The sequence below is a fragment of the Arthrobacter humicola genome (assembly GCF_022803015.1).
In the GTDB taxonomy this organism is placed as follows: Bacteria; Actinomycetota; Actinomycetes; order Actinomycetales; family Micrococcaceae; genus Arthrobacter; species Arthrobacter humicola_A.
On the sequence record NZ_JAFKON010000008.1, the window covers coordinates 227,096 to 244,398 of the forward strand.

At 68.8% G+C, this 17,303-nt stretch carries 14 protein-coding genes; 7 read left to right on the top strand and 7 right to left on the bottom strand.

The features are described 5' to 3' along the window. Positions 1-211 precede the first annotated feature (211 nt). From tgt to ARTB_RS16455, 5 genes are all read right to left on the bottom strand, one after another. Positions 212-1,510: a tRNA guanosine(34) transglycosylase Tgt gene (gene tgt / locus ARTB_RS16435; RefSeq protein WP_243181499.1), complete on the bottom strand. Its 1,299-nt coding sequence runs from the start codon at positions 1,508-1,510 to the stop codon at positions 212-214. A 33-nt stretch (positions 1,511-1,543) separates the two neighbouring features. Then, the gene (locus tag ARTB_RS16440) at positions 1,544-2,269 is read right to left on the bottom strand and encodes a hypothetical protein (protein WP_028278055.1); all 726 of its coding nucleotides are present in this window, start codon (positions 2,267-2,269) and stop codon (positions 1,544-1,546) included. Between the two features lie 52 nt (positions 2,270-2,321). Then, positions 2,322-3,404, bottom strand: a complete 1,083-nt coding sequence (locus tag ARTB_RS16445; RefSeq protein ID WP_243181500.1) for a DUF6707 family protein — start codon at positions 3,402-3,404, stop codon at positions 2,322-2,324. A 120-nt stretch (positions 3,405-3,524) separates the two neighbouring features. Continuing rightward, positions 3,525-4,064: an NUDIX hydrolase family protein gene (locus tag ARTB_RS16450; RefSeq protein WP_079551800.1), complete on the bottom strand. Its 540-nt coding sequence runs from the start codon at positions 4,062-4,064 to the stop codon at positions 3,525-3,527. Between the two features lie 38 nt (positions 4,065-4,102). After that, positions 4,103-5,296, bottom strand: a complete 1,194-nt coding sequence (locus ARTB_RS16455) for a PucR family transcriptional regulator (protein WP_243181501.1) — start codon at positions 5,294-5,296, stop codon at positions 4,103-4,105. A 153-nt stretch (positions 5,297-5,449) separates the two neighbouring features. Between ARTB_RS16455 and ARTB_RS16460 the strand changes: the two genes are divergently transcribed. Genes ARTB_RS16460 through ARTB_RS16480 form a run of 5 tightly spaced genes read left to right on the top strand, consistent with a single transcriptional unit; the run spans position 5,450 to position 12,895 of the window. Further along, a complete protein-coding gene (locus tag ARTB_RS16460) occupies positions 5,450-6,787 on the top strand; it encodes an MFS transporter (RefSeq protein ID WP_243181502.1) in 1,338 nt (445 codons plus the stop codon). Further along, the gene (locus ARTB_RS16465) at positions 6,784-8,409 is read left to right on the top strand and encodes a thiamine pyrophosphate-dependent enzyme (RefSeq protein WP_243181503.1); all 1,626 of its coding nucleotides are present in this window, start codon (positions 6,784-6,786) and stop codon (positions 8,407-8,409) included. The genes ARTB_RS16460 and ARTB_RS16465 overlap by 4 nt, the downstream gene beginning before the upstream one ends. Before the next feature lie 12 nt (positions 8,410-8,421). Then, complete coding sequence (locus tag ARTB_RS16470; RefSeq protein ID WP_243181504.1) at positions 8,422-9,849, top strand: gamma-aminobutyraldehyde dehydrogenase; 1,428 nt, start codon at positions 8,422-8,424, stop codon at positions 9,847-9,849. Positions 9,850-9,868: 19 nt separating this feature from the next. Beyond that, positions 9,869-11,623 (top strand): amidohydrolase, encoded by a 1,755-nt coding sequence (locus ARTB_RS16475; RefSeq protein WP_028278062.1) that lies wholly within the window; start codon positions 9,869-9,871, stop codon positions 11,621-11,623. A 9-nt stretch (positions 11,624-11,632) separates the two neighbouring features. After that, on the top strand, positions 11,633-12,895 hold the full coding sequence (locus tag ARTB_RS16480; RefSeq protein ID WP_243181505.1) for a M20 family metallo-hydrolase: 1,263 nt from the start codon (positions 11,633-11,635) through the stop codon (positions 12,893-12,895). Between the two features lie 77 nt (positions 12,896-12,972). On the opposite strand, the gene ARTB_RS16485 is transcribed toward ARTB_RS16480, so the two are convergent. Then, on the bottom strand, positions 12,973-13,743 hold the full coding sequence (locus tag ARTB_RS16485; RefSeq protein WP_243181506.1) for a VOC family protein: 771 nt from the start codon (positions 13,741-13,743) through the stop codon (positions 12,973-12,975). Between the two features lie 92 nt (positions 13,744-13,835). Between ARTB_RS16485 and ARTB_RS16490 the strand changes: the two genes are divergently transcribed. Continuing rightward, complete coding sequence (locus ARTB_RS16490) at positions 13,836-14,435, top strand: YdeI/OmpD-associated family protein (protein WP_028278064.1); 600 nt, start codon at positions 13,836-13,838, stop codon at positions 14,433-14,435. A 79-nt stretch (positions 14,436-14,514) separates the two neighbouring features. After that, positions 14,515-15,297, top strand: coding sequence for a phosphatase PAP2 family protein (locus ARTB_RS16495; RefSeq protein ID WP_243181507.1), 783 nt, complete (start codon positions 14,515-14,517; stop codon positions 15,295-15,297). Here the strand turns inward: ARTB_RS16495 and ARTB_RS16500 are convergent. Then, positions 15,250-17,178 (bottom strand): glycogen debranching N-terminal domain-containing protein, encoded by a 1,929-nt coding sequence (locus tag ARTB_RS16500; RefSeq protein ID WP_243181508.1) that lies wholly within the window; start codon positions 17,176-17,178, stop codon positions 15,250-15,252. The genes ARTB_RS16495 and ARTB_RS16500 overlap by 48 nt on opposite strands. Positions 17,179-17,303 lie beyond the last annotated feature (125 nt).

A 17,303-nucleotide genomic window follows, 5' to 3' on the forward strand; every position in this document is an offset into this window, starting at 1 on the left:
CGCTATGTGGATAACACGAGAGCGCCGCACCTTGGCTTCTTTTGGGGACGGCTGCTTTGGACGCCGCCCAATTCGCCGGAACTTGGCGAGGGCGCCGCAAAGTTACGGCGAAGTCGGTGGTTTCCCGCGAATTCGAGAGGCCGGCCGCTTCGGGTGGGAACGCGGGCGGTGGTGCCGCGGACGATGAGGTCCGGCTCGACGCCGGGACGCCCTAGGAGTAGTAGTTCGCCAGGGTCTCGGTCTTGAACTCGAAGAACTTGCCTGCCTCGATGGCGAGCCGGGCGTCGTCGACCATCTTCACCACGAAGCGCTCGTTGTGGATCGAGATCAGGGTGGCCGAGACCATCTCCTTGGCCTTGAACAGGTGATGGATGTAGGCCCGCGAATAGTTCAGGCAGGCGTAGCAGTCGCAGCCTTCCTGCAGCGGGCCGAAGTCGCGTTTGTACTTGGCGCCGGAGAGGTTGAACCGGCCGGTGGGGTGGTAGAACGCCGAGTTGCGGGCCACCCGGGTGGGGGAGACGCAGTCGAAGGTGTCCGCGCCGTTTTCAATGGCCGTGAAGATGTCGTCCGGTTCGGAGATGCCCAGCAGGTGCCGCGGCTTGTTCTCCGGCAGTTCCTCGTTGCACCAGCGCACGATCGTGCCGAGGTTCTCTTTCTCCAGCGCCCCGCCGATCCCGAAGCCGTCGAAGTTCATGGCGCCGAGATCGCGGCAGGCCTTGCGGCGCAGGTCCTCGTATTGGGCGCCCTGGATCACCCCGAACAGGGCCTGGTAGGGCTTGCCGGCGCGCTCGTCCGTGAGCCGCAAGTGCTCGGTGATGCACCGCTCGGCCCAGCGCCGGGTCCGCTCCAGGGACTCCTCCTGGTAGCCGCGGGAGTTCTGCAGCGTGGTGAGCTCGTCGAACGCGAACATGATGTCCGCGCCGATCTGGTGCTGGACGTTCATGGAGATCTCGGGGCTGAAGCGGTGCCGGTCGCCGTTGAGATGGCTCTTGAACCACACGCCTTCCTCGTCCACGTGGGCCAGGCGTTCTTTCCCGGGGGCGACGGCGTCGTCGGGCCCTGAATTGTCCACCGACTTCATGTCGATGACCTTCTTGAACCCGGAGCCCAGGCTCATCACCTGGAAACCACCGGAATCGGTGAACGTGGGCCCGCGCCAGTTCATGAACGCGCCCAGGCCGCCGGCCTCGTCCAGGATGTCCGCGCCCGGCTGCAGGTACAGGTGGTAGGCGTTGGCCAGCACCGCCTGCGCGCCGAGTTCGGCGATGGATTCCGGCAGCACGGACTTGACCGTGGCCTTGGTGCCGACGGCGATGAACGCCGGGGTCTGGATCTCCCCGTGCGGGGTGGCGATGGTGCCGGTCCGGCCCAGGAACTCACCGCCGTTGGCGGCAACCTGCCCGGCCGACGGCGGGCACGCCTCGCTCAGGCGTTTGCCCACGCGGAAGGAGAATTCGGACTGCCGGGCGGGCGCGGGGGACGAAGACGCGAAGTCAGGATTGGCTGGCACGGTTCAAGTGTGCCAGCTAACGCAGCTCAGGACTCAGTGGACGGGATCCGATGTGGGGTAGTTCTCAGCCCGCCACTTGTCCCAGTAGTCGCGGACCGCCTCCAGCTGGTGGGCCCCGAGGTCGTAGGTGGAGACGATTGCGAGGGATCCGCCGTCGGGCCGGACGTCGGCGATGGCGGGCTGGTCCGCCACGATCAGCAGGCCGTCCCCGTGCTCGGCATAGTTGTGGACCGTCAGGCCCACCTGGTGGTTGCTGCGGAACCACACTTTGCCGGAGATTTCCTCGCCCGTGGGCAGGGTGAGCGAATACGGGTCCCCCGGCGACGGGACATCATTGAGCCCCAGTTTCTCTATCGCGGAACCGCCGGAGCCGGGCACGGAGAAGAAGAAGGTCCGGCGCTTGCCGTGCGGGTGCCGTTCCAGGGAGAAGCGCAACTGGTGGAGGAATGTCAACCAGCCCTGGGTGATGTCCTCGTCCCAGGCCGCCCACTCGGAATTGTGGTCGATTGCCGCCCGGGTGACGCTGACCTCCGTGCCCGTGGGGACAGGTTTCAGGGTGAAAACGTCGCCGCCGTCGACCACCAGGGAGGTGTGGTCGGCGCCTTCGACCACATTGGGGCCGAAGTAGATTTCGTTGATTTCGGCCTCTTGGTCATCGGCCACCCAGCCGTGCCATTGGGCGATCTTGGCGGGTTCGCGCAGCATGGTCCAAACTTGCTGCGCGTCGGAATTGATCACAACGCTCAGATTGTTCGTCATGGGGTGAATCTACAACTCCGTGCCCGCCACGGGTAGGGCCCAACGCTAGACCTCAGGCGCGGACCGATTCGAGCTCGTTGGCGATCCGGCGTTCCAGCTCAACGGTGCCGATCGTTTCGGAGCCGCCGTGCGCGCGCAGGAACAGGAGCGCCTCGAGCCGCAGCAGGCGCCAGTCGCGTTCCGCATCCTGGTTCGCGTTGTCGATCGAGCGGAAGATTTCCTTGTCGTACAGGTTGGGCTCGTTGAGCGAGCGCTGGCGCACCTTGGCGTTGATCCTGGCCTTGAACGGGTCCGTTTCCATGGCCTCCGGCGCGCGGAGCAGTTTCTCGTAGATCCCGGCGCGCTGGTCCTGACCCAGCTGGCGGCAGATGTAGCTGGAGAGCGCCAGCGATGACTCCACGGAGGCCCAGCGGTCGGGGTTGCCGTCGAACGGCAGGACGTTGAGCAGGTCCGCGACCGCCAGGGCGTTGTCGGGGTCCTTGAGGGTGACGAAGAGCTCGTGCGCGAGGTCGCTGAGATCCTTCAGGCAGCTCCCGGACTTGGTGTTGATGCCCTTGGCGAGCCGTTCACTGAGCAGGAGCACCCCGACGGCGCCCGGATGGGCCTCGGCCGCGGCCTCCACCACCGACTCCGGCGTGCCGTCGGGTGCCGGGATGAGCGCCAGGTCCGCTTCGCTGGGTCCGCTCACGGCGGGGGGCGCAACAGGCTGGGGAGGAACGACGACGGCGGCGGCCGCCGTATTGTCGGGCCCGGCAGCGTCGGAGCCAGGTGCGTCGGACCCAGCAGTGTCGGATTCAGCTGCGTCGGGCCCAGGTGCGACCGGCTCAGCCTCGTCCGGCGCGGGGGCGCCGAAATCGGAAGGAGCTGGCGTGCCGGTCGCGCCGCCGTCGGACGCCGGGGTGCCGGCCCCGGCGTCGTCCGTAACGCGGACCAGTGATCCCGCCGCGATCCGCAGCACACCGCCACCGCTGAGGGTCGCCAACACCATGGCGGGAGTCCCAAAGTCGTCGGTTTCGACATCCACGCGATGGATCTCGGCGGAGCGGTTTCCGTCGGGCAGAATCAGGTGGTCACCGGCCCGCAGAGATCCAGCCTGCTGTTCACTGTAGTTCCGGGAGGCTGGGGGGTGGGTCATCGGGAGTCCTTAAAGTTCTCTTGCGGTCCGCCCAACAGTCTACAAAATCGGCCGCACGAAGTCGGGGACGCAGGGGAGCCCCCGAGAGTCCCCGGCCGGCGCCGGGCCCAAGGGAACCGGCTAGTTGCCGACTCCCGCGAAAGCCAGGGCCTGCCGGATCAGGGCCCCCCGGCCGCCGCTGAATTCGAGCTGCACGTCCGTGCCCATGACCTCCTGCGGGGTCATCCAGGTCAGCTCAAGGGCGTCCTGCCGTGGGGAGCATTCGCCGGTCACAGGAATGATGTACGCCAGGGCAACGGCGTGCTGGCGGTCGTCCGTGAAGCCGGTATGGGACGGCGACGGGAAGTACTCGGCCACGGTGAACGGCACCGGGCTGACCGGAAGCTGCGGGAAGGCGAGCGGGCCCAGGTCCTTCTCCATGTGGCGGAGCAGGGCGGCGCGGATGGTCTCGCGGTAGAGAACGCGGCCGGACACCAGGGACCGGACCATGGTGCCGTCCTCGTCGGCCTGCAGGAGGGTGCCGACCTCGTTCACGAACCCTAGGGGGTCCAGCCGGACCGGAACGGCCTCGACATAGACCATCGGCAGCCTGCCCCGCGCTTCGAACAGGTCGTCGTCGGAGAGCCAGCCGGGATTCGGGTCAGGGGTGCGCACATTCATGGTTAAGTTCTACCCCATCCCGTCCCCGAACCCCGGCGTCACGCCCAAGCGACGACGAGCCGGGCCGTCTGCGCCGGGACCGCCAGGTCCACGCCTGTCAGATCCTGAAAGCGGCTGATCCGGTTGAGGATGGTGTTGCGGTGGCAGAAGAGCTGCTGCGCTGTCGCCGTAATGCTCCCTGTTTCCAAGTAATGCTGGACGGTTTCTTTCAGCCGCTCCCGTTCGCCGCCGCGGCACCCGGACAGGCCGGCCTCAAGGTCGGCCAGCAGGTCCAGGCCGACGTCGAGCATTTGCTGCTTGGCCAGCCGGGCCCAGGCGGCCTCCGCTGACAGGGGCCCGGAATCGGAAGGCCGCAGCAGGGAGGCGAGGCTTCCGGCCGTGCGGGCGGCCGCGGGCAGCGCCCGCAGCCCGGCGACGCCCGGAACATAACCGCATGGGATGTCGGTCAACGCGGCGGGAACAGAGTGCCGGGCGCCGTCCCGGTATGGCGGGAGCGGCCAGAACGCGTAGGTGTTCCCACCGAATTCGTGGACGAAGAACCGGCTGCGAGTCTGTTGCCCGGAGCCCAGGCTGGTCGCGGCCGTTCGGAGACTCACTGCTGCGTCGCCACTGGCCGCCACGAGTCCGAAGCGGGCGGTCGAGTCCACGCCGAGGGCGGCGGCGACCTGGCTGACGGTCTCCGCGGTGGGGCTAGCCTGGTTGAAGAGCCGGGCAATGAATTCGCGGCGGATGCTGGACTCCTCCTGGGCCATCCGCACGCGTTCGGTCAGATAGCTCGTGTGGGTGCGCGTGGCGAATTGGTCCACGACGCGCCAGACCCTGTCCACACTGGATGCCAGCAGCGCGGCGTCCTCGGCATCGGCGATCTGCAGCAGGCCTTCCCAGATGATGCTGAAGTCCAGCCGGACGGCCGAGATGAGCGCCTCCGGCGGGATGCCGGCCCGGGCGCGTTTGGCGCCCAGATCGGCAGCAAATTCGAGGAGCGACTCCATCGCCGGACCAAGGGTGGACTGCTGCCGGAGTTCCTGTCCGCGCAGCCCGTCCACCAAGCGCCTGAATGTTTCGCGCGCAGTCACTTCGAGATCGCCGGAGCCCACCTGTTTTTCGGCATACTCGGGGATGTCACGGACCCTCGCCGTAAATGTTTCGGCCAGCGTGTCCAGCCGCCCGTGGAGCAGCTCCACCAGTTCGGCCCAGCGCAGGGAATCACCCGGCGAATGAAAATTGTGCATTCACACATTTTAGGCATGGAAATGCGTGATGCAATGCTAGTTTTTTGGACGAAATGTACTGGCAGAATGGAACAAGAGAAACCGGGTGAGCGCAGTCACACCCCGTCGGCCTTATCGGCCGGTTCCATCCCTTCCGCATTATTTGGAGTAATCATGGCAAGCAGCGCAAGCAACGCCACCACCACCGCCAGTCCGCAGTTGCCCCGGGTTGTCGATGAGAGCGTGGCCAAGAAAGTCGCCCTCGCGGCCCTCGTCGGAACGGCGCTGGAGTGGTACGACTTCTTCCTGTTCACCACGGCCGCAGCGCTGGTGTTCAACGCGCAGTACTTCGTGTCCCAGGACCCCTTCGTCTCGGCCATGAGCTCCTTTGCCACCCTGGCCGTGGGCTTCGTGGCCCGCCCGATCGGCGGCTTCATCTTCGGGGCCCTGGGGGACAAGGTGGGGCGCAAGAAGATCCTGATGGTCACCATCGTGGGCATCGGCCTCGTGACCGGGCTCATCGGCCTGCTCCCGAACTACATGACGATCGGCGTCGCGGCCCCCATTCTGCTGGTTGCCCTGCGCATCCTGCAGGGCCTCGCCGTCGGCGGCGAGTGGAGCGGCGCGGTGATCATCGCAGTCGAAAACGCCCCGGTTGCCAAGCGCGCCCGCTACGCTGCCCTCCCGCAGCTCGGCTCGCCTATCGGCACCATCCTGTCCTCCGGCGGCTTCTTCGGAATGCTCTACCTGGTGGGCCAAGCCAACTTCGATGCCTGGGGCTGGCGCATCCCGTTCATCGCGGCGATCCCGCTGCTGGCCATCTCGATGTGGATCCGCAGCAAGCTCAGCGAGTCCCCGGAATTCGAAGCCCTCATGGAGTCCGGCGAGACCGAGCACGCCCCCATCCGCGGCGTCCTGACGAAGAGCTGGCGCCAGATCCTGGTGGGCATGTGCTCGGCGCTGCTGGGCATCGGCGGCTTCTACCTCATCACCAGCTTCGTAGTCTTCTACGGCACCAAGGTGCTCAAGATGCCCTACGAAACCTTGCTTCTCGGCTCGCTCCTCGCTGCCGTCTTCGAAATCTTCGCCCTGATCTGGGCCGGGCGCATGGGCGAGAAATACGGTGCCAGCAAGGTCATCCTCTGGGGCGGCATCGCATCCGCCGTCATCGCCGTGCCGGTCTTCCTGGCCATCGACACCGCCAACCCCGCCCTGGTCATCATCGCCATGATCATCGGCGTGTGCACCCTGTCCATCCCTTACGCGGTGTCCGGAACGGCCCTGACCGCACTCTTCGCCACAAAGGTCCGGTACACCGGCGTCGCCATCACCTCCAACAGCGCGGGCGTCATCTCCGGCTTCGTGCCGCTGATCGCCACCGCCCTCGTGGCCGCCAATGGCAACTCATTCTGGCCCGGCGCCATCATCTTGCTGGTGGTGTCCGTATTGACCGCGCTGTCCGGCATTTTCCTCCCCGCACTGAGTATCGAAGAAAAGGGAATGAAGCATTGAGTACAACAACCACCGCCGGGCACCTGATTGTTGCCCAGCTGGAACGAGCCGGTATCCAGCGCGTCTACGGTGTTCCCGGGGAGAGCTTCCTGGATGTGCTGGACGGCTTGCACGGATCCTCCATTGAAACCGTGGTGACCCGCCACGAAGGCGGCGCCGGGTTCATGGCCCTCGCCGAAGGCCGGCTCACGGAGCTTCCGGGCGTGGCCATGGTGACCCGTGGCCCCGGTGCAGCCAACGCCTTCATCGCCATCCACACCGCGCACCAGGACGCCACCCCGATGATCCTGTTCGTGGGCCTCATCCCGGTCGCGGACCGCGGCCGGGAGTCGTTCCAGGAATTCGAAATCAACGCCTGGTTCGGCAGCACCGCCAAGAAAGTCGTGACGCTCGACGACGCCGCCTCCGCCGCCCGCGTGGTTGACGACGCCATCTTCACAGCACTCAGCGGCCGGCCGGGACCCGTGGTGATCGGCCTGCCCGAAGACGTGCTGGTCCACGCGATCGAATCGGCCACGGTGGAGCCCCGGACCGTCGCCCGGACTGAACCTGCAGCAGCCGATCTCGCCGGCCTCGAGACGCGCCTGGCCGCGTCCAGGAAACCCCTGATCGTGGTGGGCGGCGAAGGCTGGGACCAGGCATCCTCCGACGCGCTGGCCGGCTGGGCCACCCGCCACGGCGTCCCGGTGCTCGCAGACTTCCGCGCCTACGACGCCGTCCCGCACAACAGCGACGCCTACGCCGGCTACCTCGGCTACGCCCGCAGCGACGCCAACGCCCGCCGCCTCGACGAGGCCGACCTGCTGGTCTTCGTCGGCTGCGTCCGCGCCGACGTGCTCTCCGACGGCTACAAGCGCGGACTGGATGCCGTCACCGTCGTCGCCCACCCCGGCGCCGATCTGCTCGGCCACTTCGGCCGGCTGGACCAGCACATCCCGGCCCACGTCGCGTCCTTCGCCAACGCACTCGCCGCCACGGAATCCGCGGTGGAACCCGCGGCCGGCTGGCTGACCGGGGCCCGCGCGGACTACGAAAAATTCTCCACCGCGCAGCCGGATGGAGGCACGGGGGTGGACCTCGCCGTCGTCATGGAAATCCTCAAGCAGGAAATGGACGACGACGCCGTCATCACCTACGGGGCCGGGAACCACTCGCTGTGGCCGGCCCGCTACCTGAAGCACAACACCGCGAACTCACTCGCCGCACCCCGCAACGGGGCCATGGGCATGGGGATCCCGGCGGCGGTGGCTGCATCCCTGGCCTACCCCGGCCGCCAGGTGATTTCCGTGGCCGGTGACGGTTGCTTCATGATGAACGGCCAGGAAATGGCCACGGCCATGGGCCACGGCGGGAAGTTCATCGCCCTCGTGGTGGACAACGGCATCTTCGCCACGATCCGTGAGCACCAGGAAGGCCACTACCCGGGCCGGCCCTCGGGCACACACATGACCAACCCGGACTTCGCCGCACTGGCCCGGTCCTACGGCGGCTACGGCGAACGGGTCGAGACGGCAGAGGACTTCGGCGCCGCTTTCCGCCGTGCCGTCGACTCCGGGCTGCCGGCAGTCCTGCACCTCCCGCAGGACCCCACCACCCGCTCGCCCAAGACCGCCAGCAACTGACCGGAGCCTGTCATGATCACCCTGCACAACATCATCAACGGTGAGATCGTCCAAGGCAGCGCCGCAGACGGTTCAGCCGCTGCCGCCCTGCCCTTCTTCGACCCCGCCACCGGAGTCCAGCTCGGCACCGCCCCGGACAGCGACGCCGCCACCGTGGACCGCGCCTTCCAGGCCGCCCACACCGCCTTCCAGAGCTACAAGCGGACCACCCCGGCCGAACGCCAAGCCATGATGCTCAAACTCGCCGACCTCATCGAAGCCAACGTCGACAGGCTCCTCGACGCCGAGGTGGCCTGCACCGGCAAGCCTCGCCAGGTGACCCGCGAGATCGAGATCCTCCGCGGCGCCGACCAGCTGCGCTTCTTTGCCGGCGCCTGCCGCGTGGTGTCCGGGACCGCCCAGACCGAATACGTCCACGGCTTTTCCTCCACCGTCCGGCGTGAACCCCTCGGCGTGGTCGCCCAGATCACCCCGTGGAACTACCCGTTCATGATGGCCATCTGGAAGATCGGACCGGCGCTCGCCGCCGGCAACACGCTTGTCCTGAAGCCGGCGGACACCACCCCCTGGTCCACCCTGGTCCTGGGCGAGCTGGCGCAGGAGGCCTACCCGGCCGGCGTCGTGAACGTCATCTGCGGTGGCCGAGGGACCGGTGCCGCCATGGTGGATCACGAGATCCCGGAAATGGTGTCCATCACCGGCTCTACCCGGGCCGGGGCGCAGGTGATGTCCGCGGCGTCGAAGACCCTCAAGGACGTCCACCTGGAACTCGGCGGCAAGGCACCGGCGATCGTTTTCGCCGACACCGACATTGACCTGGCGGCCAGGGAGATCGCGCTCGGTGCGTTCTTCAACGCCGGGCAGGACTGCACCGCCGTGACCCGTGTGCTCGTCGAGGACTCCATCCACCAGGAGTTCGGCGCCGCGCTCGCCGCGGCAGCCGCAGCGCTGCAGGTGGGCGGCGACGCCGCGGACCTGGGCCCGCTGAACAGCGCCGCCCAGCTTGACCGGGTGGAAGGCTTCATGTCCCGGTTGCCCGCGAACGCCAGGGTCCTGGCCGGAGGCAAGCGGACGGGCGCCGGCTTCCACTTCGAACCCACCGTCATCGACGGGGTGTTCCAGGCCGACGAGGTGGTCTGCGAGGAAATCTTTGGACCCGTCGTCACCATCCAGCCCTTCCGGGACGAGGCCGAAGCCTTGGAGCTGGCCAACGGGACCAAGTACGCGCTGGCCTCCAGCGTCTGGTCCAACAACCACGGAGTGGTTACCCGGGTCTCCAATGAGCTGGACTTCGGCGCCGTCTGGATCAACTGCCACCAGGTGATCCCGGCCGAGGCACCGCACGGCGGTTTCAAGCACTCCGGGACAGGCAAGGACCTCTCCGTCTTTGGCCTGGAGGACTACACCCGCATCAAGTCAGTCACCACCTCCCACCGCTAAAGAACCACGTAGGTAACCCTTGAAACTCGATCTGCTGCTGCGCAACGCGGACATCATCACCATGGATGAGCGCCGCCCGCATGCCACCTCGCTGGGAGTCTGGCAGGGCCGGATTGTGGGCCTCGACGACGACCTGGCCGGCCTGGACGCGGCCGAAGTCCTGGACCTCGGCGGCGCCACCGTGACCCCCGGCTTCATCGACGCCCACTGCCACACCACCTGGTTCGGGCTCGGCCTGGGCGAACTGGACGTCTCCGCCGCGCGCGGCCTGACGCAGCTCTACGCCCTGCTGGAGGCCGGCATGGCGGCAGACAGCGCGCGGCCTGAGGCAGGGCAAGAGCCCGGGACCGGAGCGGCGCCGGACTGGCTGCTGGCCACCGGCTTCAGCCAGCAGCAGCACGGCGGCGAGTTCCCGGACATCACCGTTTTGGACCGGATCACGGGAAACCGGCCGCTGTTCATGCGGCACAACTCCGGGCACATGGCCGTAGTCAACACGGCCGCGCTCCGGCTGGCCGGCGCCGAACCGGCGTCGTTTCCGGATCCCGACGGCGGCGTCATTGTCCGCGACGCCGACGGCCGCCCCACCGGGCTGGTCCAGGAAACCGCGCAGCAGCTGATCCAGCAGCTGATCCTGCCGTACTCGTCCGAGGCGATCGAAGCCGCACTGGACCGGGCCACCACCTACTACGCCGCGGAGGGCATCACGAGCTTCACCGAGGCCGGGATCGGCGGCGGCTGGATCGGCCACAGCCCCGTGGAGCTGGCCGCCTACCAGCGGGCGGCCTCCGCGGGCAGGCTCCACGCCCGGGCGCAGCTGATGCCCGTTCTGGATGTCCTCCACCCGCTCGGCGGGCAGCACCCGCCGGGCACCACGCCGGCCGGACTGGATCTGGGCATCGCCAGCGGCTTCGGCGGCGACTTCCTGTCCCTGGGCCCGGCGAAGGTTTTCCTGGACGGGTCACTGCTCGGCGAAACGGCCGCGGTCAGCCATGACTACTGCAGCCACGGCGGGACGGACAACACCGGCAACACCGGCTACTTCCAGGCCGAACCGGACGCGCTCCGGGCAAAGATCGAGGCCGCCTACGCGGCCGGCTGGTCGATCGCGGCGCACGCCATCGGCGACCGCGCCGTTGACCTCGCGATCGACATCATCACCGGCTGCGCCGCCAAATACGGCCCCCGGACCGTGCCCAACAGGATAGAACACGCCTCGATGACCCGGCCGGAACAGCTGCAACGGCTGGCCGCCGCGGACATCGCCGTCACCCCGCAGGCGAGCTTCTTCGCCGACGGCGGGGACGGCATGACGCTGTCCCTCGGCCCGGAACGGCTCGGTTGGGCCTACCGGGCGGCGTCGTTCCTGTCCGCCGGTGTGACACTCGCCGGCAGCTCCGACCGCCCCGTGGCCGACGGAAACGTGCTCCGCGGCATGCAGGCGTTCGTGGACCGGCGCACCGCCTCCGGGGCCGTGTTCGGGAACCCGGACGAGCGGCTGGGCCCGCTCCAGGCCTTGGCGGCCTACACCACCGGAGCCGCCGCAGCCACCGGCGCCTCCGGCGTCAAAGGCTCACTGACCGCCGGAAAGCTGGCCGACTTCACCGTCCTGTCGGGGTCCCCGCTTACCGCGGACAGCATCGCCGAACTCCAGGTGCTGGCCACCGCCGTCGGGGGGAACTTCACGTTCCGGAGCCCCGGCCTCACGTCCCCGGTTGCGGTCGATTCGGCCGCAACCGGTCCATTCTTCAGCACAGCCACCAATCGTTCATAGGGGAAAACCGTGACCACTCAGACCTCTTTCAGCACCCGCGACGCCGCGTTCGTGCGGGACTTCCACATCATGAGCGAATTCGGCGCCACCGAGAACGGCGGCGTGGAACGCCAGGCCGCCAGCGTGCCGGACGGCCAGCAGCGGCAATGGCTCACCGGCCTGCTGGAGGCCAACGGCTTCACCGTCCGTTTCGACCGGGCCGGCAACCAGTGGGGCCTGTACGAGGCCGTCCCGGGTGCCCCCTTCGTCGTGGTGGGTTCCCACATGGATTCCCAGCCGACGGCGGGACGCTACGACGGCGCGTACGGCGTGCTCGCCGCGGCCCATGCGGCGTTCCGGCTCGTGGAGCAGTGGGCCGCGGCCGGGGACGCCGGGCAGCCCCGGTTCAACATCGCGGTGGTCAACTGGTTCAACGAGGAGGGCTCCCGCTTCAAGCCGTCCATGATGGGCTCCTCCGTCTACACCGGAAAGCTCGAACTCGAAACCGCGCTGGCCACCACGGATGCGGCCGGAGTCTCGGTCCGCGAGGCCCTGGACGCGATCGGCTGCCGGGGCAGCTACGAGGGCCCCGAAGCCGCGTACTGCGCCGAAATCCACATTGAACAGGGCCGGAGCATGGAACGCGAAGGCATCACCATCGGCCTGGTGAACTCCAACTGGGCGGCCAACAAATACGAGTTCGTGGTCCACGGCGAGCAGGCCCACACCGGCTCCACCGTGATCGCGGACCGGAAGGACGCGCTGCTGGGTGCGTCCATGATGGTGGTCGCCGCGCGGGAACTCGCCGACACCTTCCCCGGCGTGCTGCACACCTCCGTGGGACAACTGAACGTCTACCCCAACTCGCCCGTCGTGGTGCCGTCCCGGGTGAGCCTGCTGCTGGACCTGCGCAGCGCCGACGAGGCTGTCCTTGCCGAGGCCGACGCCTTGCTGGACGAGCGGATCGCCGGGATCGAACGGCTGGCGAACGTCACGGTGGAGCGCAACCACGCCCACACCTGGCCCGTGACCCCCTACCAGCCCGAAGGCGTGGAACTCGCAGCCAAGGTGGCGGCGGACCTGGGCCTGGCGAACAAGCAGGTCATGACCCTGGCCGGGCACGATTCGACCAACATGAAGGACCTGGTCCCGACGGTGATGCTGTTTGTGCCCAGTGTGGACGGGATCTCCCACAACGAGCACGAATACACCACGGACGAGGACATCGTGGCCGGCCTGGCGATGCTCACCGAGGTAGTGAACCGGCTCTGCAACGGGGCGCTGGAGGACTGACCGCGGCCACCAAGGGCTGAACTCCACAGGTCCTCCGCGGCCGCCGCGGAACCCCCAGGCGCATGGCCAGTGCCGTCTCAGGCGCCTTCCGGCTTCTGCGAGATCCAGAGCATCCCCCCGTTGGGGTTCCCAGGCAGGTCAGCCGCGTCCGGGTTGGCCACGTGCAGGGTCCGCCCGAAGGCCTCTTCCGTCAGGCTGACCCGGTGGCCGGCGGCCGCCAGGCGGTCCCGCAAGCCGGCGAGGTCGCCGGTGTATTCAAACCCCAGGCCGGTCCGGGCGGCGCCGCTGGCGGGCCGGACCATCAGCACACCGCCGTTCTTCGCCGTGAAATCCGCGGTTTCGTCGTCGTCCGGGGCCGGCCGCAGCCGGGCGCCCATGTTCCGCAGGGTTTGCGCGGCGGAGGCCGCGTCCGGCGTGAACCAGACTTCGACGACGGCCAGGGCCGGATCGGCGTCCGCGCACTGCGCGCCGTGGGCGGCCTTGTCCGCGAAGAAGCCGAACCCGTCCTCGCCCGTGATCCGGCAGGTATCGCCGTGGCGGGCGCTGACCAGCTCGGCCGGGGTGGTCCCGTCCTCCGCGCCGGCCAGATTGGTGCGGCGCGCGAACTCCGCCAGATCCCCGACCTCGACGCCGAAGTCAGTCTTTCCATCCAGCACGATTCCGGCACCGGCACCGGCATCAGCCCCGGCGGCACCCGCCGCTACCCGGTGCAGCGCGAGGCGGCCCGAGCCGGCGTCGAACTCCTGCCAGTCGCCGTCGTCGACTGTGCGCACCATGCCGAGGGCGGACAGCAGGCCCTCCCACTGGTCCATGCGGGAGGTGTAGTGGATCGGGCGGACGCGCAGCATGGGATCTCCTTGCGAGGGACGGTTTTTGGCTCCTCCTGACATGGTGCCACCAAAGCACCCCTCCGGTCAGCACAGCAGGGCACAATGGGGCCATGGCTGCTGAACTTGAGGAATTGCTGGTGAAGGACGCCGCCGAGTGGCGCGCCTGGCTGGAGCAGCACCACGCGCAGAGTCCCGGCGTGTGGCTCGTGCTGCACAAAAAGGGCGGATCGGTGACGGAGCTGGACTACGAGGCCGCGCTGCAGGAGGCGCTGTGTTTCGGCTGGATCGACGGGCAGGGGCGGCGCCGGGACGAGGAAAGCTCATTCCAGCGGATGACCCGGCGGGGACCCAAGAGCGTGTGGTCGGCCCGGAACGTGGAGCGAATTGACCGCCTGGAGGCGGCGGGGCGGATGGCCCCCGCCGGGCAGGCGGCCGTCGCCGCCGCCAAGGCGGACGGGCGCTGGGAGGCCGCCTATTCGGGCGCGGCGACGGCGGAGGTCCCGGATGACCTCGCCGCCGCCATCGCGGCGGACCCGCGGGCGCAGGCGATGTTCGAGGTCCTGACGTCCGTGAACCGGTATGCGCTGATCTACCGCACCAACTCGGTCAAGCAGGCCTCCACCCGGGAGAGGAAGATCGCCGGGTTCGTGGAGATGCTGGCCAGATTCGACACGCCGTACCCGCAGACCAGGCGGCCCCCGGAACCGTAGCGCTCGCCCGCCGCGCATCCCAGAGAATTCCCAGCGGCCTTGCTGGCTGCAGGGAGTTGCCTCTGGCAGGATTGGGCGAATGCTCCTTGCCCAGCGTGCCCCGCGACCCCCTGCCCGCCTGCCGCTGCCGTCCCAACAACGGCTCTTCTTCGTGGCAGCGGGCCTGTTAATTGCGGGTGAGACGATCTTCTGGACCGTGCTCGCCGCCGTGCAGTCGAACAGCGGCGTGGCTGACCTGGACGGGCCCGTACACGACGGAATAGTGGCGTCCCGGACCCCCTTGGCCACCGCCATCCTGGCGGCCGTGACCACGGTGACGTCGCCGCTGTGGATGACGGTGATCGGCTGCGCCGTGGCACTGGCCTGGGCGGTCTTCAAGCGTGAAGTCTGGCGTCCAGCCCTGCTGGTCGGCGCTATGGCGGCCACCTTCGCGGTGTCCACGCTGGTGAAGCACGACGTCGGCCGGAGCCGGCCCGCCGCCAGCGGGTTCATGCTGGGACCGGACGACGCCCTGTCCTTTCCCTCCGGCCATACCTTCGGGGCCGGCGTCTTCCTGTGCGTCCTCAGTTACCTGCTGCTGGCGGCCCGCGGCACGCGGACGGGCAAACGGACGACGTCGGTGCTCGGCTTCGCGGCAGCGGCTGCCGGGACACTGGTGGTTGCCTTCAGCCGCCTGTACCTGGGGTATCACTGGCTGACGGACGTGCTCGCCTCCATGGGCCTGGCGCTCGCCGTTACCGGGATCGTTATCCTGGCCGACGGGCTGCGCGCCGCCGCGGCCCCTTCCGGGCAACACCCAGTGGACGCGGGACCGTCAGAGTCCGACGCCCATCGCCTGGGCGATCACCACCGCCGAGGCTGAGGACCACGCCTGCGGGTGGCACGACGCCGGATACGGTACCGCGACGCTAGAGTCCTCGGCCCGCACCCCGGCGAACACCTCCGGCAACCGGTGCCCGAAGGAGGCCGCCGCCGCGATCAGGCCGTCGGCGAGGGTGCGTGCCTCTGCGACGAAACCGTCGGCCAGGAGGCCGCGGATCGCGATGGCGGTGTCGTGGCTCCAGACCGAGCCGCAGTGGTAGCTGAAGGGCCAAAACCCTGCGGCCCGCCGCGAAATCGTGTGCACGCCGTAGCCGGAGAACAGCTCGGGGCTCACCAGCCGGTCCGCGACGATCCGGGCTTCGGCCGCGTCCAGGATGCCCGTGCCCAGCAGATGTCCCATGTTTGAGCCCGGGATGTCCAGGGGGACCCCGTGCCCGTCCAGCGCCATGGCCGGGAACGGCCCGCCGTCGTCCTCAACCCAGAAGCGCTCCCGGAACCTGAGCCGGAGGGCCGCGGCGAAGTCGCGCAGCGCCTGAGCGCCCGGTTCCCCGAACGCGTCGAACAGTTCCGCCGTCTCCATGGCTCCCTGGTACGCGTAGCCCTGCACCTCTGACAGGGCGATAGGACCCTCGGCCTGCCGGCCGTCGCGGAACTGCATGGCGTCCCGGGAATCCTTCCAGCCCTGGTTGCTTAGGCCGTGGCCCGTGGAGTCACGGTAGCTGAGGAACCCGCCGTTGCCGGCTGCGCCGTCCGCTCCGGTGGAGCCGGCGGCGAGCAGCCACTCCGCGGCGCGAGCCGCGTTCGGCAGCAGCGACAGCACGGCGTCCTCGTCCCGGCCGGTGCGCCAGAGTTCACCGAGCAGGCAAAGCCATAACGGGGTGGAATCCACCGCCCCGAAGTACACCGGCGGCAGGCGCAGGTTCTGGCTCTCCAGCACCAGTTCCTTGGACCGCAGTTCGTGCAGGATCTTGCCGGGTTCCTCGGCGGCCGCCGCGTCCGTCCGGGTGCCCTGGAAAGCAGCCAGCGCGCGCAGAGTGCCCGCCGCCAGCCCGTTGTCCGTGCCGGTGTCCAGAGGCAACAACAGCCGCGCAGCCCACAGCGAATCCCGTCCGAACAGCGTGAAGTACCAGGGCGCCCCGGCGGCGATGAACGGGGCGTCCGGCAGCTGGCGGGTGGCCAGGCGGAGCCCGGCCACGTCATCGAGGGAGTTATCCAGGAGCAGGCCCAGGGCCCCGGCCGGACCGGTCCGCGGCGGCCGGGCCGCGGGCGGGCGGGCAGCCACCACGGCGTCATCATGGTCGGTGAGGACGGCCTGCCATTCGGCCTCGAACGGCCGGCCCCGGCCCAGGGCTCCGCGCCAAGCGAGGTGGCCTTCCGGGGTGACGGCGCCGGGGGCCGCGACCGCCAGGGTCTTGCCACCCTCCTGCCAGCGCAGCGTGGACTCATCGGCAGAGACCGGCGCGGACGGGTCACGGAAGCGGCTGAGGCGGATCTGGGCCATGTCGGTGAAGTCGGCAGCGAGGGCTACGTCGATTTCGACGTCGAGGGAATCCAGCGAGGTGCGCAGCTGCAGGGTGTGCCGCACCACGCCCGGCGTCACCGTCCAGGTCTGGAGGAGCTCGACGGCGGGATCCTCCGTGGGTCCCGGGATGCCCCGGACCAGGCCCCGGACGCGCAGGACGCCGCCGGGCTCCGTCTCGACGGTGGCCGGTTCGGGTTCCAGGCCGTTGACGCGCACCAGCGCCCGGCAGAGCATCCGGGTATCGCCGTGGAGCAGCCCGGTGAACCCGGCCGGATCAGCGGAGTCACCGGCTCCGGGCGCTTTGACCTCACCGGCCAGGCGGCCGTCAGGGTCGAGCCACAGCTGGGTGGGGGCGGCAACGGAGCAGTGTTGGCGGTGCAGGCCTGGCTGAACAGTCATCCGCCTACCCTATGCCGGGCACTGGGCGGTCTCAATGCGCCACAGCCCGCCGCCGACCGCCTAACATGTCATGGCGTCGGCCGCCGGCCGCCGGAAGGTCCGCCGGCTGATATCGATCCGCTCTC